Here is a 25,856-nt window from a genome sequence, read left to right as displayed (position 1 = left end):
AACCGAAAGGAATCGGCCGACCCGGCCGCGCGTGCGGGCATTATCTGGTTTGGAACCGTTTGTAGGCGCCTGCCTGAATTTCTACGGCGCGGTCCACCTTGAGCGCTTTCAGCTTCTCGAGAAATTTGTCGTAGTTGTCCAGCGAGTCGGAGCCGAGAATGACCTTGAGCGTATATTCGTCGATGAGCGTGTTTACTTCGGTCATGATTTTCGTATATTCCGCATTTTCTTCCGCGCTTGGCGTGACGGGAGGCAGCGCATATTTTTCGTTGTCCGTGTTTTTCCACGCGTCGATCGCATCGCGCTGCTGCTTCACGGCGAAATATTGCTCGGCATACCGTTTATCCTGAATGTAAGGACCGTATGTTTGCCCCCGGATGTACAGCGACATTGCGGTATAAATCGGATATTTGTCGGGGTTGTTCATGATCAGATCCGTGTATTTCGGATAGCCGTTGTCCATCTTGTACGTGACGCCTTCCGTGCCGAAATTGTAGAACATCGCGCCTTCCGGCGAGTAGCCGTAATCGAGCATGCGCACGGCGGTTTCGATGTTTTTGCTTTTAGGCGAAATGGCGACGTACCCGCCGATCGGCGCAGCCGAATCTTTTTGTCCGAATTTCGCGCGATCGCCCTTTTTGAGGGTAGGATAGGGGGCGCCGACAAGATTGTATTTGGGATCCTTGTCTTTCATCGTCGTCAGCCATTTGCCGACCTGGCCGCCGGCATTGCCGATCGCCGCGCCGGATTTGCCGGACGTCATCTGCGCATCGAGAATTTTGGAGTCGACAGTGGCAATATTTTTATCGAGCAGCCCTTCGGCATACCATTTGCGCATCGTTTCCAGGAACTGTTTGTACCCCGGCTGCGCGGGCCCGAATTTGACCTGCCCGTTGTCGAGATAGAACGTGCGATTGACGCCGAACGCGCCGATAATCGCGCCGTTGTACAGATGCTCCAGACTTCGCGGCGTGCCGAGGAACGTAAGCGGCGCTTCGGCGCCCTTCTTCTCTTTGAACGCTTTCAGCGTCGTATACCACTCGTCGATCGTCGTCGGCACGGGCAGTCCAAGATCGTCGAGCCAGTCTTTGCGGAAAATCGGTCCCTGATACACGTCCAGATAAGGATCGCTTGTAATGAACGGGAAGCCGTAGTAGCTGCCGCTGTCGGTTTTCACCAGCTTGTCGACTTCCGGATGTTCCTTCAAATACTTTTTCAAATTCGGGGCGTATTTGTCGATCGCGTCGTTCAGCTTCAGGATGTTGCCGTCCTTGATCGCCTTTTCGGGGCCGCCCGGATAGCCGGAAAGGAACTGGAACTCCATGACATCCGCATAATCGCCGGATGCGAACATGATGTTGATCGTTTCTTTCGCCTGATTGGCCGGCGCCTGAATAAATTTGAGCTTGACGCCGGTTTTTTTCTGCAGCTCCTGGAAGAACGGCACGTCGCTGTTCGACGGCTTGATCGGCAGCACGGTCGAATTCGACTCCACCCAATACGTCAACGTCGTATCCGTTTGCAGCGGATACGATGCCGTACCGGAGACTGCCGCAGGCGATCCGGCTGCGGGAGATGCGGAAGGCGACGTTGCGGATTTGTTCGAGCATGCGGACAGCACGAGCGTTCCGGTGAGAACGGCGCATAAAGCGGCGCTCGCGGTCCGGGTTTTGTCCGGTTGAAACCGTTTGCTTCGAAACAAGTTGAATACCCCCTCGATAATAGATTGGCGAAGACGTTGGTCTCCTGTGTTCATTAACCCATAAACGGGTTGACGGCGAAATCCCGCAAAGCTACAACGGCATCGATAAAACCGCCAAGGCATCGATCAAACCGCCAAGCGCATCGATAAAATCGACAACAAAAGCCGATCATCCGCGATCGGCTTCCTTGAATTGCCCCGGCGTCAGCCCGGTCTGTTTTTTGAATGCGCGAATGAATACGTTCACGTCGTTGTAACCGACTCTGGACGCCGCTTCGTGAACGGCGACGCCCTCCCTCAGCAAATGCTCCTTCGCCTTGTCGATGCGGACCCGGTTCATGTAGTCGAGCAGCCCGATGCCGGTTTCGTCCTTGAACAGTTTGGACAAATAGGTGTATTTCATCCGGAAATGCTCGCCGACCATCGTAATGTTCATATTCGGATCGTCGTAACGCCGTTCGACGAACGTTTTGATGTCCTCGCTGAGCTTGTGCAGCTGCTGCTGTCTGACCGTCTGCTGCTGAAGCCGTTTCTTTTCATTCGTAAAGTCGCATACTTCCTGCAGAAAGCGGTTGATGCTTGTCTGCATTTCCGGAATCGTCTGGCAATGCAGCAGCGACTCGACGGCGACCGCATTCGTGCTGAGCCGCTCGTGGTCCATGCCGCCGAGCTCGCTTACCGCCCGGATCATCGTGTTGATGACATTGAACATGAGGCACTTGGCGAGAGGCACCGATACCGCCGGGGCGCCGATGTTGCGCGCGATGACCTCGTCGAGCGTTATCTTCGCTTTTTCGTATTCGCCGATTTTCACGTAGTTGATGAGCGTTTGCTCCACCTGAACGGGGTAGTAGAAGCTCGCATGCGGCATTTGTCCGGATGCCGCCCGGATGTCCTCGAAGGCGATGACGCTGCCGTCGCCCGTAATCATTTTGTATTCCATCGCGTCGAGCGCTTCCCGGTATGCCTGGGCGATGCCGAGCACGGTGCTGTGGATGCGGCTTACGGAGACGGTCATTTCAATTTGGTAATGCTTGCGCAGGAAGCTGCGGGCTTCTTCGGCAATGCGCCGCATCGCTCCCTTCTCGCGATCGTCTCCGCCAACATTGACGAGACAGGCGAACATATCGCCCGTTTCGGTCATGTACGACCGGCTATTGCGGTTGGCCAGCTCCTCCGTCACGTTGAAGACGACCAGCGCCAGCAGCTTCTCCTTATCGCCTTCCCGCATATCGCCGAGACTTGCGAAGTAGGCGGCGTAATCTTCCAGATAGAACAGGATAACCGCAAATTGATCGCCGCTGAAGCTCATGCCGTAAGAGGCGAGCGCATCGTCCAGCGCCGGCTGTTCATCCAGCTTGCCGCGCAGCAGCTTGCCGAGAAAGTTCGAGCGCAGCATCGTGTTTTGCTGCTGCAGGCGGAAGTTCATTTTTTCCTGCTCGCTCAGCGTGTGGCTGATGACACCCTGGATGAGCCTGTATTCGTTCGTTTCTTTGGCCGCCGCCGCGTTCGGCTCGACGCGCAGCGAACCGATCAGCGAACGAATCGGCGAATAGTTGCGCCGGATGAACAGCCAGACCAGAACAAGCCCGGCCATCAGGCTGAACGTCAGGCCGAGCACGGTTGTATTGCGCGTCGTAATCATCCGTTTGAAAATGACGCGCGTGGGGATGACGGAAACGTACCGCAGATCGGAATTGGTCGAGCGGGCGGAGAAAAACAAGGAATCCTCGCCGTTGTAAGTGCCGTGGAAGTACAGGCTGTCTGCGGCAAATTCGCCGTTTGCGGTGAACGACAGATCGGGTTTGTCGGCGCTCGACATCAGCACGTTGTTCGATTTGTCCAATATCATGATCGTACCGTCACGGAACAGCTGCGTCCGTTCGAGCAGATTCAGCACTTTGGCGGCATCTACCATGATGACGTTGGTGGCGACGGGCTGGCCGTCCGAAGATACCGGATAAGAATTGAAAAACGTCAAATAGGCTTTGCGCCGATTGTCTTTGCCGGTTTGGCCGATGGTGATGAAATCGCGCAAGTCGGTGCGCCGGACGAGCGCTTGCCACTCCGAGACGGAAAAGTCGGCATTGCCGTAAAAATCGTCATAAACGCCGTCCCCTTCCAAATAACGTTTGGGCAAAATCGCCGTTTGCGCCGTGTTCCAATAAATATAAAAGTCGCTTATCGAAGGGTAAGTGGATTGATTGACGAACAAGTCCTGCGTCGCTTTGTACAGGTCGTACAAATAATCCTTGCGCACGTATTTGCTGCTGTAGAACAGCTCCTGTATGCGCGGATTCCACATCAGCTCGGTGCTGAGGCGCTTGATATCCGACACCTGATTGTCCATCGTATCCCGCAGTTGGGTCAGCAGCACGTTGTTGGCCTGCTGAATTTCCTATTCCAGCGTGGCGCTGAATTGGCGGTATACGACGTAGCTGATGCAGATGGGCAGAAGAAGGATGATGCAGTAGGAGATCAGCCAGGCGAACCGGATGCTTTGCCGTTTATTCCAAATTTGCCGCAACATTGCCACGCCATCACCCGATTTCATGTAATCGCTTTCATCGTTCCGGGCCGCACCGACAGCGGCTGCCTCGTTTGGTTGTATCATAATGACAGGCCTCCGGGAATGTCAAGGAATGAATGGTAAATCCGGGCTTGCGGGAGCGACTATTAATTGTCTTGAAAAGAGGGCGTCATCCGGACGGCGGGTTGGCCGCCCGCGCCCTGCGAGCGGAAAAAGACCCGCTCCCTTCGAAAGCAGTCGAACCGTCAAGGTTCGTCTGCAAACGAAAGGCGAGGGTCTGGCAAATCATAAGCCGTTTACACGCCAGCGCCGAGTTGTTCGCGCGCCGTCTGCGCCGCTTGCACCATGTTGCGCAGCGCCGCGACCGTTTCCGTTTCGCCGCGCGTTTTCAGGCCGCAGTCCGGGTTGATCCAGAACAGCCGGTCCGGCAGCACCCGCAGCGCGCGTTCGATCATCTTCAGCATCTCTTCCGCGTCCGGCACGCGCGGGCTGTGGATGTCGTAGACGCCGAGCCCGATGCCTTTGTCATACGTGTTCGATTCGAACGCGCCGATCAACTCGCCGTGGCTGCGCGACGTTTCGATCGAAATGACGTCGGCGTCCAGCGCCGAAATCGCGTCGATCATATCGTGGAACTCGCAATAGCACATGTGCGTGTGAATTTGCGTGTCCGGGCGCACGGACGACGTTGCCCGGCGGAACGCTTCGACCGCCCAGCCGAGATAGGCGTCGCGCTCGCTTGGCTTGAGCGGCAAGCCTTCGCGCAGCGCCGGCTCGTCGACCTGGATCATGCGCACGCCTGCCGCTTCCAGCGCCTCGATTTCCTGCCGCAGCGCCGCCGCGATCTGGTACGTCGTTTCGCGCCGCGGAATGTCATCGCGCACGAACGACCAGTTCAGAATCGTCACCGGCCCCGTCAGCATGCCTTTGACCGGTTTGGGGGTCAGCGTCTGGGCGAAGGCGCTCTCCGCCACCGTCATCGGCCCGGTGAACCGGACGTCGGCGTAAATGACCGGCGGTTTGACGCAGCGCGAGCCGTACGATTGCACCCAGCCGTTCGCCGTAAAGGCGAAGCCGCCAAGCTTCTCGCCAAAAAATTCGACCATGTCGGTCCTTTCGAATTCGCCGTGAACGAGCACGTCAAGCCCGATGTCCTCCTGCAGGGATATCCACTTGCGGATGTGGCCCTGGATGAACGCGTCGTACTGCTCCTTCGTCCAGTCGCCCTTGCGCCAGCTCTGGCGCGCCTTGCGAATGTCCGGCGTCTGCGGGAAGCTGCCGATCGTCGTCGTCGGCAGCGGCGGCAGCTGCCACTTGCGCTGCTGCAGCTCCTGCCGCGCGGCAAAACCCGGGCTGCGCCGCGTCACGGCATCCGCCGCCCCGGTGACGTCCGCCGCCACCCGGCTTGCGGCGCGCAATTGCGCCAGCGCCGCGAGCGCTTCGCCGCTGGCCGCCAAGCCGGCGTTCGCCGCTTCGTCGCCTTCGAACGCGGCGGCAAGCAGCGCCAGCTCCTGCAGCTTCTCGTCGGCGAAGCTGAGCGCTTGCGCCAGCGCAGCCGGCAGCAACGCTTCCCCGGCGCGCGAAATCGGCACGTGCAGCAGGCTGCACGACGGCTGTACGATCAGCCGGTCCGCCGGCACGATGGCGGCGATGTCGCGCACGAGCGCCAGCGCGTCCGCCAGATCGGCGCGCCAGATGTTGCGGCCGTCGATGACGCCGGCGCCGAGCGTGAGCAGCTGCGGCCAGCCGCCTGCGCGCAGCGCGGCGAGATGGGCGTCGCGGCCGCGGACGAAGTCGAGCCCGATGCCGTGCACGGGCAACGAGACAACCGCTGCCAGCACGTCGGCGTCCAGCGCGCCGAAATACGTTTGCAGCATGACGCGCAGCGACGGCGCAGCTTCCAGCAAACGGCGGTACGCCGCGGCGAACAACGCCAGCTCGCTTGTGTCCTGCAGCGTCACGAGCGCCGGTTCGTCAAGCTGCACCCAGTCGGCGCCGGCTTCCTGCAGCTCCTGCAGCACCTGCGCATATACCGGAACGAGCCGCTCCAGCAGCACGGCAAAATCCGCTTTGGCATACCCTTTGGCCAGCTTCAGGTAGGTGTACGGCCCGATGATGACCGGTTTGCCGGTCAGACCGAGCTCTTGCTTCGCTTCCAGAAACAGCTGCAGCGGCCGGTTCGCCGCCAGCGCAAACGCTGTATCCTTGGTCAGCTCCGGCACGATATAATGGTAGTTCGTGTCGAACCATTTCGTCATTTCGCAGGCGGTTGCCGTCCGGTTGCCCCGTGCCATGGCGAAATAAAGCTCCGGCTTCACTTCGCCGCCCGCATAGCCGAACCGCTCCGGCACGACGCCGAACATGGCGGAAGTGTCAAGCATGCTGTCGTAGTAACTGAAATCGCCGACCGGCACGAATTGTACGCCGGCATCGCGCTGCTTGGCCAATATCGCGAGCCGCTGCCGTTTCATCTCCTGTTCGAACGCTTCTTCCGCAATGCCGCCGGACCAGAACTGCTCCAGCGTTTTTTTCCATTCCCGACTTGCGCCGATGCGCGGGTAGCCCAAATTGCCAAGCTTCAATTTCATCGAAAAGCCTCCTTGTCAAATAGGTTGAATCGTGTCCGTTTGAGTTCCTTGCAACGCCAAAACAACGCCAAAAAAGACACTCCTCCCGCTCGCTCCTTCACGAAATCGGGAAAAATGCCTTTGTCCAAGCGACAAAAACGCATAACACCTCCCCATCGTCCGTAGGTCCGGCAGTGTTCTTGAAACAGGCAGGTCTCCTGGCTTTCAGCATCGACATCGCCCGCCGCCTTCCCGATTCCGAAGAACCAGTGGCTGTCTTGCGTGCGACTCCGCTGTTACAGTGGCGGGACCGCGCCGGATTTGCAACCGGCTTCCCTTTTAAGCATGAGCATTTCCTGCTCTCATGCACCTGTTTCGTTATTTAGTTGATCAATCGTTCATCATTATACGTAAAAATGAATAAATATGCAATGAATATTTTTCAACAGCCGGGTCGATCGCAAAAGGACTTTGTTGATTTTTGTTGAATAATGTAGATTATTGGGTGTTCTGTACATCCGCACCAACGATGCAAGCAGGAGATAATCCGATGTCGGTTACGTTCAAACGTTCGGCAACGATCGCCGTGTTGATTACCGGCGTTGCGTTGTGCCTGGCTGCTTTAGCCTGCGGAAAGGCCGAGAAACTCCCTTTCGATTACGCCGGATTCGTTATGCTGATTTTGCTTCTGCCCGCCGTCCTTATGCTGTACCGGCTCGATTCGCGCGTCCGGCGGCTGTCTCGCGACAATATGGAGCAACGGGAGCTTCTGGCGCAGACGGAGGAAATGCTGCGGCGCTCGGAGAAGCTTGCCGTGATCGGCCAGTTGGCGGCCGGCGTTGCGCACGAAATCCGCAATCCGCTGACGACGCTGCGCGGATTCGTCCAATTGCAGCGGACGAGGAAGGAAAGCAGTCCCGAACAGCTCGAAATCATGCTGGCCGAGCTGGATCGGATCAACTTTATCGTCAGCGAGTTTCTCATCCTGTCGAAGCCGCAGAACATCAAGTTTCAACTTCACGATTCGGGGGCGATCGTGCGCGACGTCGTCAATCTGCTCGAGCCGCAGGCGAATATGAGCGGCATCGCGCTCGTCGCCCGGATCGACGAGCGGTTGCCGAAGATCAAGTGCGAATGCAATCAATTGAAGCAAGTGCTGATCAATCTGGTCAAAAACGCTGTGGAATCGATGACGGAAGGGGGCAGTGTGACGATTCGGGCCGATCGGGCGTCGGCGGATTGCATTCGCATCCGCATTGTCGATCAGGGCTGCGGCATGGCGGAGGACCAGTTGAAACGGCTGGGAGAGCCTTTTTTTACCAACAAGCCGGGCGGCACCGGTCTTGGGCTGATGATTTGCCAGCAAATTATCGCCAGCCACAAAGGAGAGCTCCGCTTCAACAGCGAGCCGGGCAAAGGCACAAGCGTCGAGATCGTGCTGCCGGTATCGTTCTGAAGCGGTCGAAGTTACCCGCCGAACGCGTCGCGGAACGCTTTGGCCAGCACCGCCGGTTCGACTTGCCACAGCTCGGCGATGCCGTCGCATACTTCCCGCTCCCACCAGTCTGCGAGCAGCTTGCGGTTGCTGCCGTTCTCCACGATCCAGGGCAAATTCAGCGCCACCTTGCGAAAATAAATCGTCTCCGCCTCGGCTACGCGATCGGCCGGAATATGGCCGGGGAGGCGCTTGAGCGTGCGGTACAGCTCGCGGTTGCAGGACCGCCTGACCTGGCGGATGTTCGGAAGCGCGCGATTGTGTTTGGCGATGCCGGGTTTGTTCATGCTGGACACCTTCCGTGTGTTGTTTTTCTTTCCTAATGTATGCGGGTGTCTTGCATTTGACAATCGCAACTGCGGCGTGGTATAACGGATGCAATTTGATTTTAAGTGACGGGAGCGTTCGACAATGAGTCAAGACGTTTGCAAAATTGTGGATTGTACGATTCGGGACGGCGGGTTGGTCAACAATTGGGATTTCAGCGTGGACTTCGTCCGCGATTTGTACCGCAACCTGAACGCAGCCGGTGTCGAATATATGGAAATCGGGTACAAAAACTCGCCGAAGCTGCTGAAAGGCGCCGACTCGGGGCCGTGGCGGTTTCTCGACGAGAAGTTTCTGAAGGAAGTCATCCCGCAGAAGCTCGAGACGAAGCTGTCGGCGCTTGTCGACATCGGCCGCGTGGACGAGAACGACATCCTGCCCCGCGAGGAAAGCTTGCTCGACCTGATCCGCGTCGCATGCTACATCAAGGACGTGGACAAGGGACTTGAGCTGGTGAGGAAGTTCAACAGCATGGGATACGAAACGTCGCTCAACATTATGGCGCTGTCGCACGTGCTGGAGCATGAGCTGACGGAAGCGTTCCGCGACATTGCGAACAGCCCGGTCGACGTTGTTTATGTCGTCGATTCGTACGGCAGCATGGACAACAAGGACATCGGCTACCTGACCGAAAAGTTCCGTTCGCTGCTGCCGAACAAGCTGATCGGCATTCACATGCACAACAACATGCAGCTCGCGTTCTCGAACACGCTCGTCGGCGTAAGCAAAGGCGCCGCGTTCCTTGACGCTTCCGTGTACGGCATGGGCCGCGCGGCCGGCAACTGCCCGACGGAGCTGCTCGTCAGCTACCTGAAGAATACGCGTTACGAGCTGCGTCCCGTGCTCGACGTCATTCAGAACCATATGCTCGCCATCCGCGAGAAATGGGAATGGGGCTACATTATTCCTTACATGGTTTCCGGCGTGCTCAACGAGCACCCGCGCGTTGCGATGGCGCTGCGCGACAGCGATGCGCGCGACGAGTTCGTCGAGTTCTACGACAAGCTGACTTCGCCGGAGACAACGCTGCAATCGGCCAAAGGCGATTAAACCGCACAAGGCATCGGCTCCCGCTTGCCGAACCCGCAAGGTTCAGGCGAGGGGAGCTTTTTTGTTGCGGCCGGGCCGTTTCGGATGCTCAGGAGCGCGGCTTGCGGAACGACGCCGTCAGCTCCGTACGGGTTTGCTCCGGGTAATGGTTCCATAAGGTGCGCAAATCTTCCTTCATGGAATCGTGCCGCAGCGCGCGCCAGAGCGTCAGGCAAACGGTTGCCACCATCAGGAGGAAGGCAAGCGCAAGGACGGTAATGCCGGAGAATGTGCCTGCGTCCATCGAACAGTCACCTCGCTTGGGAAAAGTCGTTACTTCAGCGTATGCGAGCCGGCGGGCAATCATGAACGGATGTCCGACTTTCGGCTTTTTTCGAATGTACAGGTTTGTGATAGAATAGGATGATAATGAACCAAAGTGGCCATCTACTTGGAAAGCGAGGCATTCATGCTGTCGGAAATTATTCATCGTGTGCTTGATTTTATCGTGGGGCTTGGCCATTGGGGCATCATGCTCGGGTTGGCGGTCGAAATTATTCCAAGCGAAGTGGTGCTCGCGTATGCCGGCTATTTGATCGGCAAGGGCGACATCGGTTATGTGGAGGCGGTTGTGTTCGCCATTCTCGGCAATGCGATCGCGCAAACGCTGCTGTATTGGATCGGCCGCTACGGCGGCAGACCGTTCGTGGAGAAATACGGCAAATATCTGCATCTGAGCGGCAAGCATCTCGATTTGGCCGAGAGCTGGTTCCGCCGCTATGGCACGATTACCATTTTTGCCGCGCGGTTCGTTCCCGTCGTGCGCCAGGCGATTTCGATTCCGGCGGGCATGGCGCGCATGTCGATGTGGCGCTTCCATCTGTATACGCTGCTGGCGATGATTCCCTGGTCGATTCTGTTCATCCAGATCGGCAAGAGCCTCGGCGAAAACTGGCAGGACATCAGCGACAAAGAAGCCCCGTTTACGAAAATCATTCTCGGCGTCCTCGTCGTGCTGGCCGTCGCCTACATCGTGTGGAAATGGCGCAGCCGTCGCAACAAACGCGCGGAAGCGCCCGGTTATGTCGGGGAACGCAACGTGGCGCATGCGCTGCAGAAGCTCGGCGGCGATTATGCGGTATTGAACGGCTTGCGCGTCAAGGCGCGAGATGGGGTGCTCGAATTCGATCATATCGTCGTCGGCCCTTACGGCGTTTTCCATCTGGAAACGAAAAATTGGGACGGCGACATTCATATTCAAGACTCCACAATCGGACATGGCGCGGACGGTCGCCACGAAGAGCTCAAGGCGAAGCAGGAACGGCGCGAGCATGTGCTTAAAGAGCTGCTGCGGGGCAACAAGCTGGAAGCCGAAGTGATCGGCGTCGTCTGCTTCTCGCATCCGGGCGCTCGGCTGACCGGCGCAAGTTCGGCTGCGCTTGCGGTCACCATCGACCGGCTCGTCGACACGATTTCGCATTATCGCACGAATCGGCAGCTGAACGCGCAAGAAGTGCGCACGATCGCAAAGGTGATTCAAGCGCACGGCGAACGGATGTGGTAACGCCGCACAAGTCCCGTTTTTGCAGGGGATTGGCGGGAAGGGGAGAGCAGGTTGCAGACCAAAACGACAACAAGACGGAAACCGCCCCGGGCGGCGGTTTTTCTTCTTGCGGCGGTGTATGCCTTGTTCATGATAAAACTGCTGTTCCTGCGCGGGTCATCCGGGGGTACGTATTTCAGCTATAATCTGGTGCCGCTGCGCACGATCAACAACTACATCGAGCATTACGACCATTTCAACTTCGATACCTGGTTCAAAAATTTGTTCGGCAACATCGTCCTATTCATTCCGATCGGCATTTTTGGGCCGCTGCTGCATGCCAGTTGGCGGCGGACGATCCCTTTTATCGCATTCGTGCTGCTGTTGCTGCTGGCGATCGAATCGATCCAGCTGCTCGCGCGGGTGGGGAGCTTCGACGTCGACGATATTATGCTGAATTTCGTTGGCGCCGCGATCGGCCGGCTGATGCTGCGCTCCCCCGGCGGCGGGCGAACAAGGCGATAACGCGCCTTTTCTTCGTTACGCGAGCGGCCGTCTCTCCCCGATGTTCCCCATGCCCCGGCAAGCGCGGAACTTCCCATTTTCGACAACAAACGACCGTCGGCGTGCTATAATGTAATATAGGCATATCGGTTCAGCAAGCGCATCGCGCGCGGCAAATGGACGGAGGTACATAATGAGCAGCTTTCGATTTTTGGGCGAACTGCAGCAGCTGCTGCAGCGGGAAGGCATTCTGATCAGCTTTTCCGGGAAGCTCTCGCAAGGCTTGATCGAAGAATACGGCCAAGCGGTGAAAACGTATATGGAAGGCGAAGAGAGGCCGCACGACGAAGTATATAATGTGTTTTCGATCTTTATCGAACAAACCCAGAATATCAAAAACTACTGCACCCGCAAACGCGAAAGCGACCGCTTCGAGCAAATTTCGCAATCGTGCATCGTGACGATCGGCCGCAACGAGGAAGGCTACTACATTTGGGCAGGCAATGTGGTCGAACAGGACGATTTGGCGCCGATCGTGAACCGGCTCCGCGAGATGGCGGGACTGGACAAGGCAGGCCTGAAGAAGCTGTACAAGGAATCGCTGCGGCGCGAATTGCCGGAAGGCGCGATCAGCGCCGGACTCGGTCTGATCGATATGGCGCGCAAGGCGAACCGGCCGCTGGAATTTTCGGTTGACGAGATGAACGACGGCTTGTCGTTCATCATGCTCAAGGCCGTCGTATAACAGCCCTGGTCGTCCACTTCGTGGACTGCTCGGGTATGCAACCTACCGTCGACGCGGGCGGACCTTCGCCCGTTCAGGCATCAAGAAGGAGGAAGGCTTTATGGAAACGCTGATGATCGAACCATCCAAGAGCACGCCGAAAATTCATTTCGATCCGTCGACGGGCAAGCTGCTGATCAGCGGCCATGCCTACCCGGAAAATGCGTTCAAATTTTTTGAGCCGATCCTGCAATGGCTGGATCTCTTTCTTGCGGAGAACAGCGCGCAGTTTACCGTCGATTTCGAGCTTCGGCTGCCTTATATGAATACCAGCAGCACCAAGTGTTTCATGATCTTGCTCGAGAAGCTTGACGACGCCTATCGCGGCGGCATGCAGGTTACGGTTCGCTGGTATTACAACCCGGACAACGAGCGGGAACTGGAATGCGCGGAAGAATTCAAGGAAGATTTGCAGTTGCCGTTCGAGTTGATTCCGGTTGAAGAATCGTGAAGCTATGGACCAGGAGCGTCGCATGGAAAGGGTAACGAAACAGGCGCCTCCGCTTCCCGCCGAACAGCCGGCCAGGCTGCCGGCGCTTGCGGAGATGCCGGACCGGAGCGTAACGAAAGTAACGCTGTTTGGCGGCGCGGTCATCGTGTTCGCCATTTTGCTCGTCGGCTGGCTCGTTTACACCGTAACGCAGCGCGAGGCGGTCGACAAGCTGAAGACGAAAGATTTGCTTCATTTGGCCGATTCGATCGCCGCCAAAGTAGACGGTCAAATCCGCAAAGCCAAAGAAACGTCGCTGCTTATGGCGGAGGACCCGAACGTCATCAACTGGGTCGCCGGCGGCGAGCGCGACGAGGCGCTGGGAGCGGTCGTGGGGCGCAAGCTGACGCTGCTTACGAGCGAACACGGCTACGACAACTCGTTCCTTGTCAGCGCCGTGAGCAACCGTTACTGGGGCGAAGGCGGCACCGTGCTGCGCACGATGTCGCGCAGCGATCCGGAGGACGCCTGGTTCTACGCCAATGTCGACAACCGCAAGCCGATTGAAATCGTGCTCGATTACGCCATAGCGCGAGGCGACACGTTCGTGTTCGTCAACGCGCTGATCGGCGGCGCCGAACGTGCGCTGGGCGAAACCGGCGTCGGGCTGAGCCTGAAGCAATCGGCCGAGCAGTTCCAGCAGTTCAAATACGGCGACAAAAGCCATCTGTGGCTCGTCGACCGCGAAGGCACGATTTATTTGTCCGACCGGTACGAGCAGGCCGGCACGAAGCTAAATACGATATTGCCCGGCGCCGTATCGGACGAGCTGTTTGCCGGGTTCGCGAACACGCAGGTCGTTACGTATCGTACGGCGCAGACGGGTACGATCGATTTAATCAGCCGGCCGATCGAATCGGCGGATCTGGATATCGTGTTTGCGATTCCCCGCAGCGAGTCGGTGCCGTTCCTGCACAAGATCCGCACGAATACGCTGCTGGCGGTGCTGGCTTCGCTGCTGCTCATTGTGGCGTTTTACTTTTACGTGTCGCGCAAGCTGGCCGATCCGTACAAGCGGGCGCTCCGGCACAACGAGGAGCTCGAGTTGAAGGTGGCGGAACGGACGCGCGAGCTGTCGCTCAAGCATGAGCAATTGACCGACGGCATCGCCTACGCGAAACGGATCCAGGATTCGGTGCTCCATTCCGAGGACGTGCTGCGCGAAGCGTTCCCGGTTTATTTTGCCATTCGGCAGCCGCGCGACCTGGTTGGAGGAGATTTCTACTGGGCGAAGCGTGTGTCCGGCGGCACGCTTGCCGCCGTTGCGGACTGCACCGGGCATGGCGTGCCGGGCGCGTTCATGACGCTGCTGGCGCAGTCGCTGCTGAACCGCATCGCCGAGCATGAATGCCAAGACGATCCGGCGCGTTTGCTGGCGCTGCTCAATCGCCATTTGAAGCGGACGCTGCGGCAGGAAACCCGCCAAGGCGATACCGACGACGGCCTCGATATCGGCCTGCTTTTTATAGGAGATAGCCACGTTCTGTATGCCGGCGCTCGCTGTCCGCTGCTTGTCGTCCGCGGCGGGGAAGCCGAATGGATCGAAGGCGACCGCAAAAGCGTCGGTTACCGGCGTACGCCGCTCGAGTACGAATACGCGAATGTGCAGCTTGAACTGACGGACGATCTTGTGCTCTTCATGTCGACCGACGGCTGGTACGACCAGAATGGCGGCGCTAACGATTATTCGTTCGGCCGCACGCGATTCGCCGCCATAGTGGCCGGGCAAGCCGCAAGCGGACTGGAAAACTGCAGGACCGAGCTGCTGCAACAATTGCGCGAGCATGCGGGAAGCAAGGAGCAGCGGGACGACATTACCGTGCTCGCCCTGCAGCCGAAACGGAAGCAGGTCCAAGTCGGGGAGGCAACACGATGAATGAAGGGAAACTGCGCCAAACGACGAACCGGAACCAAATGTTCGAAGAGGAGTGGAACGTTGTCGAAGACAACGTCCGTCAGCTCGACTTGTGGGACGAACGCGTGCCGGACTCGGTTCGCAGCCAGTTCACCGGTTTGCTCGAGGAATACATCAAACTGTTGAAGTGGTCGTCCAAAATATTCGTCATCAGCGACGCGCAAGGGATGATGCTGAAACAGCGCGAGGATGAAATCCGGCTGTTGTTCGATCATGCGGGACAAGGCTTCCTGTCGTTCGGCCCGGATTTGCTTGCCGACCGGTCGTTTAGCGAGGAGTGCCGACGCATCTTCGGCGGGCGGATCGGCGGTCAGCCGATTCCGGCGCTGTTCGCGCCCGGCGATCCGGAGCGCCAGCATATTTATGAAGAGGCGTTTCAGCGCTATTTTGACGCGCAGACGGAGACGGAGAAGCATGCCGCCCTGCAGCGGTTGCCGCAGCAGCTGCTCATCGACGACAAAACGGTCCAGGCCGCCTTCAAGCCCGCGCCGACCGGGCCGAACGGCGAAGACGAGCGGCTGATCGGCGTGCTGACCGACGTCACCGAACAGCTGCATTCGCGGGAACGCATCGACTATTTGAGCTATCACGATCCACTTACCGGCGTTTACAACCGGACCTTTCTCGAAACGCGCATGGGCGAATGGTTCCGTTCGTGCGCGCTGCCGCTGAGCGTGCTCGTGATCGATATGAACGGCCTGAAGCTGACCAACGACGTATTCGGCCATCAGGTGGGCGACAAGCTGCTGCGAAACGCCGCGCAAATTTTGCAGCAGCGGAGCAAGGAGCTCGATATCGTCATTCGCTGGGGCGGCGACGAGTTCGTCATGCTGCTGCCCGGCACGGACGAAGCAGCCTGCGCGGAGATGGTGCAGGATATTATCGCGAGCGGAGCGGCGACGATGCCCGATCCGATTCGCATCAGCATGGCGATCGGAGCGTCCACGTCGGGCGTCGACCGGATGTCGTTCGACTCGCTCTTCATGCTCGCCGAGCAGCAGATGTACAAGCATAAGCTGATTGAAAGCAAGCAGGTGCGCCGCCAGTTCCTGCGCGAATTGACGGCCGGGATTCCGAGCGACGGTCCGGACGTGTCGGCGCATATCGAACGGGTGACGGCGCTGTCGATGCGCTTCGCCGAAGTGGTCGGCGTGTCGCCTAAGAGCGCGGACATGGAGACGCTGCGCCTGCTCGCCGCGCTGCACGATATCGGCAACGTGCTGGTGCCGGAAGCGCTGCTGCGCAAAGCCGAGCCGCTGACCGAAGCGGAGTGGGAGCTGATCCGCAGCCACAGCGAAACCGGCTACCGGCTGGCGCAATCGCTTGGCGAGCCGGCGGTGGCGGAAGCGATACTGGCGCTGCATGAGCGTTGGGACGGAACCGGTTATCCATACCGCCTGGGCGGGGAGGAGATCCCGTTCCTGTCGCGGCTGTTTACGATCGTCGACAGCTACGATACGATGATGCACGAGCGCATTTACAAGGCGGCGCTGACGAAGGACGAGGCGCTGAACGAACTGATCGCCTGCGCCGGCTCGCAGTTCGATCCGCGGCTGACCGTACACTTCGTCGACTGGCTGCAAGAGCAGGAGTAGCGGGCCGCACCGGTGGCGGCGGAGGCGGAATAGCGCATGAAACATGCGCTGCGGGTCCGCTCCGGTGGCGGGGCCGCGAAATAGCCAATGGAAAATGGCTTATTTGACTCTTTTCGAGCGCTGCAGCGAAAATAGCCAGTGAAAACACTGGCTATTCCCGCCAACTCCCCTAAAATCGGGCCTTTCAACCAAAATAGCCAGTGAAATCACTGGCTATTTTGTCGCACTCCCCTATATTTGATGAAATAAGCAATAAAACATGGCTTATTTCGCTACGCATCGGTGCATGTGCCTTCTTGAGATGCGAAAATGGCAAGTTTGTGCAATTCCACGCCATGTCTTCGCACCATACCGCATCCTAGCGGGTCGCGAAGGGGACTTGTTCGGCGTAATATGCTTCGTCCCGGTTTCCTCGCCTCCTTCCCCCCTCGTGCAAGACTGCCGCTATTGCACTTGGCAACTCTCCCAATGGAGCACTTGAGTAATCAGAGCTTGATTGTACCGTTCGCAATATGGAGCGGAACAAAAGGCATGAAAGTGTTAAGGGCGGTTGGGAGACGTTCCGCACAGTATGGGCTGTTTTATGGTTAGCGTTAGTGCTCTTTGATTGTTTTTGGCGGAACTGCTCTGTCCGCTCAGCGCCGACTCGTGCCCGAGCCGACTTACAACCCCAGACGCAACCCTTCGAAATAGACACACTCCGCGATAAAGAAAAGCGAATAGTACAATCCGCTCCACTCGTACTGCGTCAGCAGCCGGCGGATCGCGTCGCGCGCTTCGGCAACAAGCGCCGGATCGCCGGCCAGCGTGACGAACCACGCCGCAAACAGCGGCTCGCGCATGTATTGGCCCTCATACAGCTTGCGCGGTGAACGTTTGTTCCACTCGCGGATCTGCACGCCCGCCACCCGCAGCGCGTCGGCCACACTTTCCTGCGGCTCCCACCATTCGTTAAGGAAACGCCAGTCCGGATCGAACGGGATCGTATTGTCGTTGTCATATGCGACGTAAGCTTCGTTTGCAATGTAGGCAAACGCCCGCCGCGCATTGGCGGCCAAGCCGCTCCGAAACATCGCTTTCCGCTGCGGATCGTCCTCCAGCAGCATCAATTCCCGCAGCGCAGCTTGCGAGCTTGCGGTAATCCAGTAAGGCCACCGCCGGTCCGGCGCCGGCGGGTGAACGCCGCTCGCACACACGGCCGGCGTGAGAAGATCGCTTTCGTAATAGGAGCCCGGCTCGTCGACAATACCGCCCGCGCACCATTCGAAGCGCGTCTTGTCCGATCCGTCAGCCTTTTCCTCGCCAGCCGCCAAGTACAGCTCCTGCCACTTGGCGTCGCCGGTAAGCACAGCTGTCGACTTCAGCATAAACAGCAGCCGCGCCGCGTCGCGGAAGCTCGGCTCCTCGAAAGTGCCGCGATACGCATAGCCTTGGCGGTCGCACGGCATGCGCCAGCCGCCGGCGCGAATCGCTTCCGCCGTCCCCGCGTACAGCTTGACAATACGCCCCCGCTCCTCCTCGTCGCACAACCCGCTGTTGACGTATTTCCACATTCCGTAGAACCAGGGAATCGTCTGATCGTCGGAGCCGATCAAGTGATGGCCGGCCCCGTCCGCACCTATTCCCCGGGCAATAAATCCCGGCGTGTTGCCCACTTCGGCCAGCCGAACCAGTCCGCGGGCGATTTGCTTGGCCCGAAGCCGCGCCTGTTCGTCGCCGGTCGTTTGCCAGCGATTAAGCAGCCCATCCAAGTACAGTCCATTAAAAAAAGCGCCGTTCTCCGGCGGGCTCCACCAAGCGAGCGCGTTAGGTTTGCCAAGCCGGCATTCTTCCGGCGTCGGCAGCGGCACGCTGCCGTCGAGATCGGCGTAATCGAGCACGATGCCGCAATCGTGATCGTCCGGCCAGTGGACGAACCGCCGCCAAATTTCTTCATGCGCGCGGTCAACCGCCAGCGCTGCCGCATCGTGCGGCAGCGCAGTTTGCCTTGCTTCCATGCTTCCAGCCTCCCTGATTGTCGCAAGTTGGCGCCTCCCGGGCGCCGTCCATTTTACGATAGCAGGGCATCGCCGCCGCGGTTTCCACGATTTTCGGCAAATGCTCCAAAACTTTCGGGAACTGCCGCCGCCACCGCGACGCACCGGCAGCCGATGCCGAATTTATTGGAGCAATCGCCGAAAAAATTGGGACTTTGCGCAAATTTGGCCTGATACACTTGGCTTACACCGCAAGAGAGGAGCAACCGCCGGATGAACCGATCAAGTCCCGCAAGCACCGTGAGCCCGGCCGCCGAAGCCGCGATGCAGCCACCGTCCGATTCTTCACGCAGCGCCGCCACGGCCGGTGCCGGACCGAACGCCAACCGGCTGGCCAAACGGCTGGCGAAACATCGCACGCTGCTGGTGATGCTGATACCCGGCCTCGTCTATTTTACCTTGTTCAAATACGTGCCGATGGGCGGCATCGCCATCGCCTTCCAGAAGTACAACCTCGAAGCCGGCATTTGGGGCAGCGACTGGATCGGTTGGGGCAATTTTACCCGCTTCTTTAACGGCGTCTATGCAGCACAAATCATCGGCAACACCGTCGTCATCTCCCTGTACAAGCTGGTGTTCGGCTTCCCCGCGCCGATCTTGCTGGCGCTGCTGCTCGACCAGGTGAGGCGGGCGTGGTTCAAGCGGGTTATCCAAACGATGACCTACGTGCCGCATTTCATGTCGTGGGTCATCATTTACGGCATCATGATGGCGCTGATGGCGCCGGGCGACGGCCTGATCAACCAGCTGCTGAAACACGCGGGACTGCCGGCCGTTTCGTTCCTGACGGAGCCGTCGTGGATTCGGCCGCTGCTCGTCGGTTCGGATATTTGGCAGGGAGCCGGCTGGGGCGCGATTATTTATTTGGCCGCGCTGGCCGCGATCGATCCGCATCTGTACGAGGCCGCGCGGGTGGACGGCGCCTCGCCGCTGCGGCTGATCTGGCACGTGACGCTGCCCGGCATCCGCAACATTGTGGTCGTCATGCTGGTGCTGCGGCTCAGCCACATTCTCGATGTCGGCTTCGATCAAGTGTTCATGATGGCGAATGCCTTCAATTCGGAGAAAGCGGACATCATCGACACCTGGGTATACCGCGTCGGCCTGCAGGAAATGCAAATCGGCCTTGCCTCCGCCGTCGGGCTGTTCAAGTCGGCCATCGGCCTTGTGCTGGTGCTCGCCGCCAACCAATTCGCCAAGAAGCTCGATTCGCAAATCTGGTAGCGCAACGCCGCTTCCGTTCGGGAGGAACAACGAATGCGAAACTTGACCGCCGCGGAACGAACGTTCGGCATCGCCAGCGCCTCGCTGCTCGCCGTGTTTGCGCTCGTTTGCACGCTGCCTTTCCTGTATGTGGTCAGCGTGTCGTTAACGCCGATCGAAGAGGTGCTGCAACGGGGCATTGTGCTGCTGCCGCTTCATCCGACGTTGGCCGCTTACCGCGAGCTGCTCGCCGGCACCGTCGTGGTGAGCGCCTACAAGATTACGCTGTTTATCACGCTGGTCGGCACGGCGCTCAACATGTTGTTTACGACGCTGACCGCTTATCCGCTTGCCCGTCGGACCTTGCCGCTGCGCAGCGCGTTTCTGCTTTACATCATTTTCACGATCGTGTTCAGCGGCGGCATGATCCCGCATTATTTGCTGGTCAAGAGCCTGGGGCTCGTCAACACCGTCTGGGCACTCATCGTGCCGGGGCTGGTAAGCGCGTTTTATTTGATCGTGATGAAGGGGTTCATCGAGCAGCTGCCGGAGGAATTGTTCGAATCGGTGCGCCTGGACGGCGCCGGCGAATGGTTCATCCTCGTCCGTTTCGTCGTACCGCTGTCGCTGCCGGTGATCGTGTCGCTGTCGCTGTTTTTTGCGGTGGGGCACTGGAACAGCTTTTTCGACGCGATTCTGTATTTGAATGATTCGACCAAGTTTCCGCTGCAGGTCGTGCTGCGGGGCATTCTGCTCGGTCGAACGAACGTTTCGGCGGAAGCGTCGGCGGAAGACGCACAGGCGGTAAGCCCGCTGTCCGTGCAGATGGCGGCGGTGATGGCAACGGTGCTGCCGGTGCTCGTCGTGTACCCCTTCCTGCAGAAGCACTTCGCCAAAGGCATGCTGCTCGGTTCGGTCAAAGGCTAGGCCAAATGATGGCAAGGTATCATCGGACATCGTCCGTGATATATACTGATTTTATGAAGGGGAGACAGGCATGAGTCCAAAAAAGTTCGGGGTCCTCGTTTCGCTGCTGCTTCTGGCGTCATCCGCGCTTGCCGCGTGCTCGTCCGGTTCGGGCAAGCCGTCCGGCTCGGCTGCAACGGTTGCGCCTTCCGGCTCGGCGGCGGCTTCCGCCAGCGTGCAGCCGAAGGAAACGGAACGGAAAAAGATCAAAATCAGCATCTTCAATCCCGGCCTGCGGCCCGATGCGCCGCATGTGCCGAAGGAGAAGGACCCGATCATGCAAATGATCGAAAAGAAGCTGAACGTCGATATCGAGCTTATTTTTGCGCCGGAGCAGACCGAAGCGAAGCTGAACGCGCTGATCGCCAGCGGCGACACGCCCGATCTGATCAGCACGACGAGGGGCTCGGCGATCAAGTATTACGAACAGGGCTCGATCGCAACGCTCGACGACTACTTGAAGAAAACGCCGACGCTGATGAACTACTACAGCAAGGATCGTTGGTTGCAGATGACGTACAAAGGCAAAACGATCGGCGTGCCCAACATCGAGGACGTAACCGGCAAAAACGGCTATTGGATTCGGAACGACTGGCTGCAAAAGCTGAACCTGAAGCCGCCGACGACGACCGGCGAGCTGCTGAACGTGATGAAGGCGTTTACGCTGAACGATCCGGACGGCAACGGCAAAAACGACACGTACGGCTTCATCGGCGGTTTGACCAAGGACGGCCTGTTTGCGCTCGGGCTCGACAAGCTGTTCTGGTTGTTCGGCGTTTATCCGGGCATGGTCGACGTGCAGAACAACCAGATCGTGTTCCACAACACCGACCCGCGGATGAAAGAAGCGCTGGCATACGTCAATACCATTATCAGCGAAAAATACATCGATCCCGACTGGGTGACGGACAACATTTTCTCCACGCACGATGACAAAATGTTCCAGGGAAAGTCCGGCATCATCATTCACGACTGGCGGCGGATGGAGCCGGCTTACCAGGAGAAGATGAAGCAAATGGGCGGCTCCGTGCCCGACTGGGTCACGATCGATCCGCCTAAAGGGCCGCGCGGCGACCAGTGGCTTGACCTCGACGTGTTCCAGAGCAACATCTGGTCCGTGTCGAAAAAGGCGGCGGCCGATCCGGAGAAGGCGCAGCGCATCGTCGAAATGCTGGAGTACATGTACACGGACAAGGACATTTATCCGCTGATGGCGTGGGGGATCAAGGATATCGGCTGGAAAGAAGTGAACGGCAAGCCGGTGCAGACGGACAAATTCGACGCGCAGGAAATTTGGTGGGTGAAGCACTGGGCGTTCGTCCGGCGCGGCGACGACCCGGTCTATTTTGCGGCGACGAATCCGAAAACGCTCGAATACTGGAGCCTGAACAAGAAGTACATGCATCCGAACAACGTCAAACCGTTCCTCGTGCCCGATCCGAACGACACGCTGACGGCCGACCGGGACAAATACATGAACGAAATGCTGCTCAAATTCGTCACCGGCAAGGAGCCGCTTGCTAACTGGGACAGCTACGTGAAGACGCTGCAGGACAAATTCAAGCTGGACGGCTTGCTGGCGAATTACGCCCGGCAGCTTAAGGAGCAAGGCATTCTCAAATAGCGCGAAACCGAAGAGGAACCGGATGCGGGTTCCTCTTTGGCGGTTGCTTGGGGGCGGAGGGGAAGCGAATGAAGGGGTTGAGAGGCATATCGCTCAAGCTGTTCCTGGTCTGCTTCGTGTTCGTGCTCGGCTCGATTCTGCTTGTCAGCACGCTGTCTTACCGCTACATCCAGAACGACATCAAGGCGAACCGGATCGAATATGCCAACCAGATGCTGGCCAAGGTCGAACAGTTTCTCGATCTGTATTTTCAGCTGCTGCAAAATACGCTCAACGCCGTCGGCAGCTCGTCCGTCGCCTGGAACGGCAGCCTGGAAACCGGGCAGCTCCAGCTCGAGAAGCAGTACGTCGACAACCTCGCTTATGTCAGCGACATTTATTTGATCAAGCCGGACGGCTCGATCGTTGGCGGCAATCCGGTGACCAAGGTGTTTGACGAAGCCCGGCCGGAGCGGATTCCGGTGTACGAACAGGCGCAACGCTCGCCGTATTATGTAAGCGAGCCTTACGCTTCGCGTTACGTCGGCTGGACCGTGACGATCGCCAAGTCGATTCCGTGGCAAGGGCAGCCGCTTGTGGCGGCGGTCGATCTGAACCTCGGCGGGCTCGAGGACCGTCTGCTCAAAATCAGCCGCAGCGACGACTACCAGCTTGGCATCGTCACCGCGTCAGGCTACAAGGTGGCGCGGTCGCCGCAGTCGAACGCCGCTTTCCGCGAGACGAACTACATGCTGACGGTCGGCGAGTTGACGACCAAGGCGCTGACGACGCCGAAGGACGAAGTGCTGACGACGCGGCTTGACGCCGGCGCGCCGCTGACCGTCGTCAAACGACGGTTGACCCGCTTCGACTGGACGGTGTTTGCGGTGCTGGACGAAACGCGCATGCAGGCGTCGCTGGCGAAGCTGCAGACGTACTATGCCGGCCTGCTTGCGATCGGCCTGCTGCTCAGCCTCGTCGTGTCGGCGCTGGTGACGCGGTATATCCGGCTGCCGGTCGGGTATTTGACGCAGAAGATGCGCCTCGTGCGCGGCGGCAATCTCGACGTGCGGGTAGCGAACCGGCGCACGGACGAATTCGGCGAGCTGGCCGCGTCGTTCGACGACATGCTGCAGCGGATTCGCGAGCTGATCGCCGGCCTGAACGCCAGCGAACAAATGAAGCGCAAGCTGGAAATCCAGGTGCTGCAAGCGCAGATCAACCCGCATTTTCTGTACAATACGCTCGGCGCGATCTGCAACGTGGTCGATCTGGAGCGGTACGAGGAAGTGGACGGCATCGTGGCGGCGCTGATCGCCATTCTCGAGTACGGGGTGGAACGCTCGCCGTCCAAGGTCGCGCTGCAAGAGGAGCTCGCCAACGTGCAGAACTACATGTACATTCAAAATATTCGCTACGAGCGGCGTTTCCGCCTCGTCGTCGACATTCCGGACGAGCTGCTCGTGCGCAAAGTGCCGCGGATGATCCTGCAGCCGCTTGTCGAAAACAGCCTGTTCCACGGCTATTGCGGCGGGCTCGTCGAAGGCGAAATCGCGATTCGCGCCCGCTGCGGCGACGCGTCGATCGAAATCGACATCGTCGATTCCGGCGTCGGCATGGACGAGGAGACGGCCGCCAGCGTGCTCGAACGCGGCCGGACGGAGGAAGAGACGGCGGGGCGGCAGCGCATCGGCTTGTACAACATTCACAAACGCATCCGGCTCGATTACGGCGAGCCGTTCGGCGCAACGATCGAAAGCAGGCCGGGAACGGGCACGACGATTCGGCTGCGCGTGCCGGACGAAACGATGCGCAGGGGGCAATCGGCATGAGGACTTATTCGTGTTTGATCGTGGACGACGAGCCGCTGCTCTTGCGCCGGCTGGAGAAAATGTTCGCCGGCTGGGCGGCTTCGGGCGCGGCGTTTCGTTTGGCTGGCGCGGCGACGTCGGCGAACGAGGCGGAACAGATGGCGCTCCGGCTGTCGCCGGATATCGTCATCACCGATATCGTCATGCCCGGCCGCAGCGGGATCGATCTGATTGCCGCGCTGAAGCCGAAGTTGCCGCATACGGCCTTCCTGCTGCTTAGCGCCTATTCCGATTTTGCTTATGCCAAACAGGCGATTTCGATGGATGTGCTCGAATATTTGGTCAAGGTGCCGCTCAGCGAGCGCGACTTGTACGCGGCGTTGTGCAAGGCGCGCGACAAGGCGGAGGCGCACGAGCGCGACCGCAGCGAGCTGGCCCGGCTCGGCCGGGAGCGGCGGGAACACGTGTACCGGCTGCGCCGGACCGTGCTGGAGGAGATCGCGGCGGGCGCGACGCCGCCCGAAACGCTGGTCGGCATGCGCGACGCGCTGCTGCTGGGCGAGCCGCTTGCGGCGGCGGGAACTTACGGCTGTGTGTTGCTCAAGCTGGACAGTTTTGCCGCATTCCAGCGCTCCTGGGCCATTCCGGACCAGAAGCTGTACCGGTTCGCCATCCTCAACATTATGGAAGAGATTATGAAAGACGAACGACTCGGCGGCTTCTGCTGCGAGCTGGGGGCGAGCCGGTTCGCGGCCGTGCTGTTCCGGCCGCAGGCAGGCGTCGACCGGCTGCTAGCCGATACGGCCTCGCATATGGCGCGCACGATGGCGGACAGCATTCGTTCCTATTTGAAGCTGCCCGCGACCGTCGCCCCCGGCGACACCTTCCGCCAGCTGCGTCAACTGCCGGAGGCGCTGCGCGAAACGAGCGCCCGGCTGGACGGCGCGTTCTACGCGGATGGCGGTAGTGTTGTCGCATCGTCGTTCCGGCCGGGTTACGGCGCGGCGGCGGAAGCGCAAACGTTGTTGGCCGCGCTGGAACGGGCGCTGGACGGCGGCTTCGCAGAGGAAGCCGAAGCGGCGCTTGCCCGGCTTCGTGCGGCGCTCGCCGCCGCTCCTCCCGAGCCGGCGGCGCTGCTTGCCGCGGGAAAGGAATGGGCGGAGCGCATGCGCCGCAAGCTGCCGCCCGGGGCCTGGGCGGCGTTTGAGTTCGCCGCCGCCGCGTCGCCGGACGATCGCGACTGCGGCGAATGGCTGGCGGCGCTTGCCGCCGCGTGCCGGGCCGCTTTAACGACCGAACGGGGAGGCGGACGCGAGCGCGACGAAATTCGCAAGTCGCGGCGCTACATCGAAGACCGGCTGACGGAGCGGCTCTATCTCGAACAGGTGGCGGAGCATGTGTGCATGAACCCGACGTATTTCAGCGAGCTGTTCAAACGCGAGGTCGGCGAAGGCTTCTCGGAATACGTCGGCCGGCGGCGCATCGACAAGGCGGCCGAGCTGCTGCGCGCGCGCGAGTACAGCAACGCCGAGCTGGCGGAAGCGGTCGGCATCCAGAGCGAAAAATACTTTTGCACCTTGTTCAAAAAGTACAAAGGCGTCACGCCGCAAAAATATGTGCGGCGCGAGCCGCATTAGGGGCTGTCTCCTTGTCGCGCAATGCGACGGGAGACAGCCCGTTTTTTGTCCGGGAATGCGGCATGCGATAAATACAGGGCAAAATGGAAGATGGACGTTCTCCGCAAGCCAACCGCAAG

At 59.3% G+C, this 25,856-nt stretch carries 20 protein-coding genes, 2 pseudogenes and 1 riboswitch; of the genes and pseudogenes, 14 read left to right on the top strand and 8 right to left on the bottom strand.

Features of this window, described 5'->3' with window-relative positions:
- Positions 1-40: 40 nt before the first annotated feature.
- The 4 genes from EXY20_RS28245 to metE form a co-directional block, all read right to left on the bottom strand.
- Positions 41-1,702, bottom strand: coding sequence for an extracellular solute-binding protein (locus tag EXY20_RS28245; RefSeq protein ID WP_235886237.1), 1,662 nt, complete (start codon positions 1,700-1,702; stop codon positions 41-43).
- 169 nt (positions 1,703-1,871) lie between these two features.
- Positions 1,872-4,079, bottom strand: a complete 2,208-nt coding sequence (locus tag EXY20_RS28240; RefSeq protein WP_135555519.1) for a helix-turn-helix domain-containing protein — start codon at positions 4,077-4,079, stop codon at positions 1,872-1,874.
- Between the two features lie 21 nt (positions 4,080-4,100).
- Entirely contained in the window at positions 4,101-4,316 is a 216-nt protein-coding gene (locus tag EXY20_RS28235; RefSeq protein ID WP_135555518.1) for a hypothetical protein, read from the bottom strand.
- A 212-nt stretch (positions 4,317-4,528) separates the two neighbouring features.
- Positions 4,529-6,820, bottom strand: coding sequence for a 5-methyltetrahydropteroyltriglutamate--homocysteine S-methyltransferase (gene metE / locus EXY20_RS28230; RefSeq protein WP_135555516.1), 2,292 nt, complete (start codon positions 6,818-6,820; stop codon positions 4,529-4,531).
- Positions 6,821-6,990: 170 nt separating this feature from the next.
- Positions 6,991-7,188, bottom strand: a riboswitch (cobalamin riboswitch).
- Positions 7,189-7,349: 161 nt separating this feature from the next.
- Here metE and EXY20_RS28225 point away from each other — a divergent pair.
- Positions 7,350-8,255, top strand: coding sequence for an ATP-binding protein (locus EXY20_RS28225; RefSeq protein WP_167859578.1), 906 nt, complete (start codon positions 7,350-7,352; stop codon positions 8,253-8,255).
- 11 nt (positions 8,256-8,266) lie between these two features.
- Here the strand turns inward: EXY20_RS28225 and EXY20_RS28220 are convergent, their stop codons facing one another.
- Positions 8,267-8,581: a dehydrogenase gene (locus EXY20_RS28220; RefSeq protein WP_135555513.1), complete on the bottom strand. Its 315-nt coding sequence runs from the start codon at positions 8,579-8,581 to the stop codon at positions 8,267-8,269.
- Positions 8,582-8,705: 124 nt separating this feature from the next.
- On the opposite strand from EXY20_RS28220, the gene EXY20_RS28215 reads away from it, so the two are divergent.
- The gene (locus EXY20_RS28215) at positions 8,706-9,671 is read left to right on the top strand and encodes an aldolase catalytic domain-containing protein (RefSeq protein WP_135555511.1); all 966 of its coding nucleotides are present in this window, start codon (positions 8,706-8,708) and stop codon (positions 9,669-9,671) included.
- 88 nt (positions 9,672-9,759) lie between these two features.
- Here EXY20_RS28215 and EXY20_RS28210 read toward each other — a convergent pair whose 3' ends face one another.
- On the bottom strand, positions 9,760-9,954 hold the full coding sequence (locus tag EXY20_RS28210; RefSeq protein WP_135555510.1) for a hypothetical protein: 195 nt from the start codon (positions 9,952-9,954) through the stop codon (positions 9,760-9,762).
- Between the two features lie 165 nt (positions 9,955-10,119).
- Between EXY20_RS28210 and EXY20_RS40085 the strand changes: the two are divergent.
- The 7 genes and pseudogenes from EXY20_RS40085 to EXY20_RS28180 all read left to right on the top strand — a co-directional run.
- Positions 10,120-10,719, top strand: a pseudogene (locus EXY20_RS40085) (DedA family protein); the annotation flags it as partial.
- 21 nt (positions 10,720-10,740) lie between these two features.
- Positions 10,741-11,214: pseudogene (locus tag EXY20_RS40080) on the top strand (nuclease-related domain-containing protein); the annotation flags it as partial.
- Between the two features lie 51 nt (positions 11,215-11,265).
- Complete coding sequence (locus tag EXY20_RS28200; RefSeq protein WP_135555506.1) at positions 11,266-11,718, top strand: VanZ family protein; 453 nt, start codon at positions 11,266-11,268, stop codon at positions 11,716-11,718.
- A 172-nt stretch (positions 11,719-11,890) separates the two neighbouring features.
- On the top strand, positions 11,891-12,442 hold the full coding sequence (locus EXY20_RS28195) for a SiaB family protein kinase (RefSeq protein ID WP_135555504.1): 552 nt from the start codon (positions 11,891-11,893) through the stop codon (positions 12,440-12,442).
- Between the two features lie 100 nt (positions 12,443-12,542).
- Complete coding sequence (locus EXY20_RS28190; protein ID WP_135555503.1) at positions 12,543-12,932, top strand: DUF1987 domain-containing protein; 390 nt, start codon at positions 12,543-12,545, stop codon at positions 12,930-12,932.
- 22 nt (positions 12,933-12,954) lie between these two features.
- Entirely contained in the window at positions 12,955-14,847 is a 1,893-nt protein-coding gene (locus tag EXY20_RS28185) for a SpoIIE family protein phosphatase (RefSeq protein WP_167859577.1), read from the top strand.
- Entirely contained in the window at positions 14,844-16,481 is a 1,638-nt protein-coding gene (locus EXY20_RS28180; protein ID WP_135555499.1) for a diguanylate cyclase, read from the top strand. The genes EXY20_RS28185 and EXY20_RS28180 overlap by 4 nt, the downstream gene beginning before the upstream one ends.
- A 662-nt stretch (positions 16,482-17,143) precedes the next feature.
- On the opposite strand, the gene EXY20_RS28175 is transcribed toward EXY20_RS28180, so the two are convergent.
- Together EXY20_RS28175 and EXY20_RS39215 are read right to left on the bottom strand one after the other, a co-directional pair.
- The gene (locus EXY20_RS28175) at positions 17,144-18,478 is read right to left on the bottom strand and encodes a hypothetical protein (protein WP_135555497.1); all 1,335 of its coding nucleotides are present in this window, start codon (positions 18,476-18,478) and stop codon (positions 17,144-17,146) included.
- 53 nt (positions 18,479-18,531) lie between these two features.
- The gene (locus tag EXY20_RS39215) at positions 18,532-18,696 is read right to left on the bottom strand and encodes a hypothetical protein (protein WP_167859576.1); all 165 of its coding nucleotides are present in this window, start codon (positions 18,694-18,696) and stop codon (positions 18,532-18,534) included.
- A gap of 34 nt (positions 18,697-18,730) precedes the next feature.
- Here EXY20_RS39215 and EXY20_RS28170 point away from each other — a divergent pair, with 34 nt between their 5' ends.
- The 5 genes from EXY20_RS28170 to EXY20_RS28150 all read left to right on the top strand — a co-directional run bounded on the left by EXY20_RS28170 (position 18,731) and on the right by EXY20_RS28150 (position 25,737).
- Positions 18,731-19,741: an ABC transporter permease gene (locus tag EXY20_RS28170; protein ID WP_235886236.1), complete on the top strand. Its 1,011-nt coding sequence runs from the start codon at positions 18,731-18,733 to the stop codon at positions 19,739-19,741.
- Between the two features lie 33 nt (positions 19,742-19,774).
- Positions 19,775-20,647, top strand: a complete 873-nt coding sequence (locus EXY20_RS28165) for a carbohydrate ABC transporter permease (protein ID WP_135555495.1) — start codon at positions 19,775-19,777, stop codon at positions 20,645-20,647.
- A gap of 70 nt (positions 20,648-20,717) precedes the next feature.
- Positions 20,718-22,310 (top strand): type 2 periplasmic-binding domain-containing protein, encoded by a 1,593-nt coding sequence (locus EXY20_RS28160; protein ID WP_135555494.1) that lies wholly within the window; start codon positions 20,718-20,720, stop codon positions 22,308-22,310.
- A 68-nt stretch (positions 22,311-22,378) separates the two neighbouring features.
- Complete coding sequence (locus tag EXY20_RS28155) at positions 22,379-24,121, top strand: sensor histidine kinase (RefSeq protein ID WP_135555492.1); 1,743 nt, start codon at positions 22,379-22,381, stop codon at positions 24,119-24,121.
- Entirely contained in the window at positions 24,118-25,737 is a 1,620-nt protein-coding gene (locus EXY20_RS28150; RefSeq protein WP_135555490.1) for a response regulator transcription factor, read from the top strand. Before EXY20_RS28155 ends, EXY20_RS28150 begins: the two co-directional genes overlap by 4 nt.
- The last annotated feature ends 119 nt before the right edge of the window (positions 25,738-25,856 follow it).

The sequence above is a fragment of the Paenibacillus cymbidii genome, assembly GCF_004764705.1.
Taxonomy (GTDB): domain Bacteria; phylum Bacillota; class Bacilli; order Paenibacillales; family NBRC-103111; genus Paenibacillus_AN; species Paenibacillus_AN cymbidii.
This window is presented reverse-complemented; position numbering and strand designations above follow the sequence as displayed.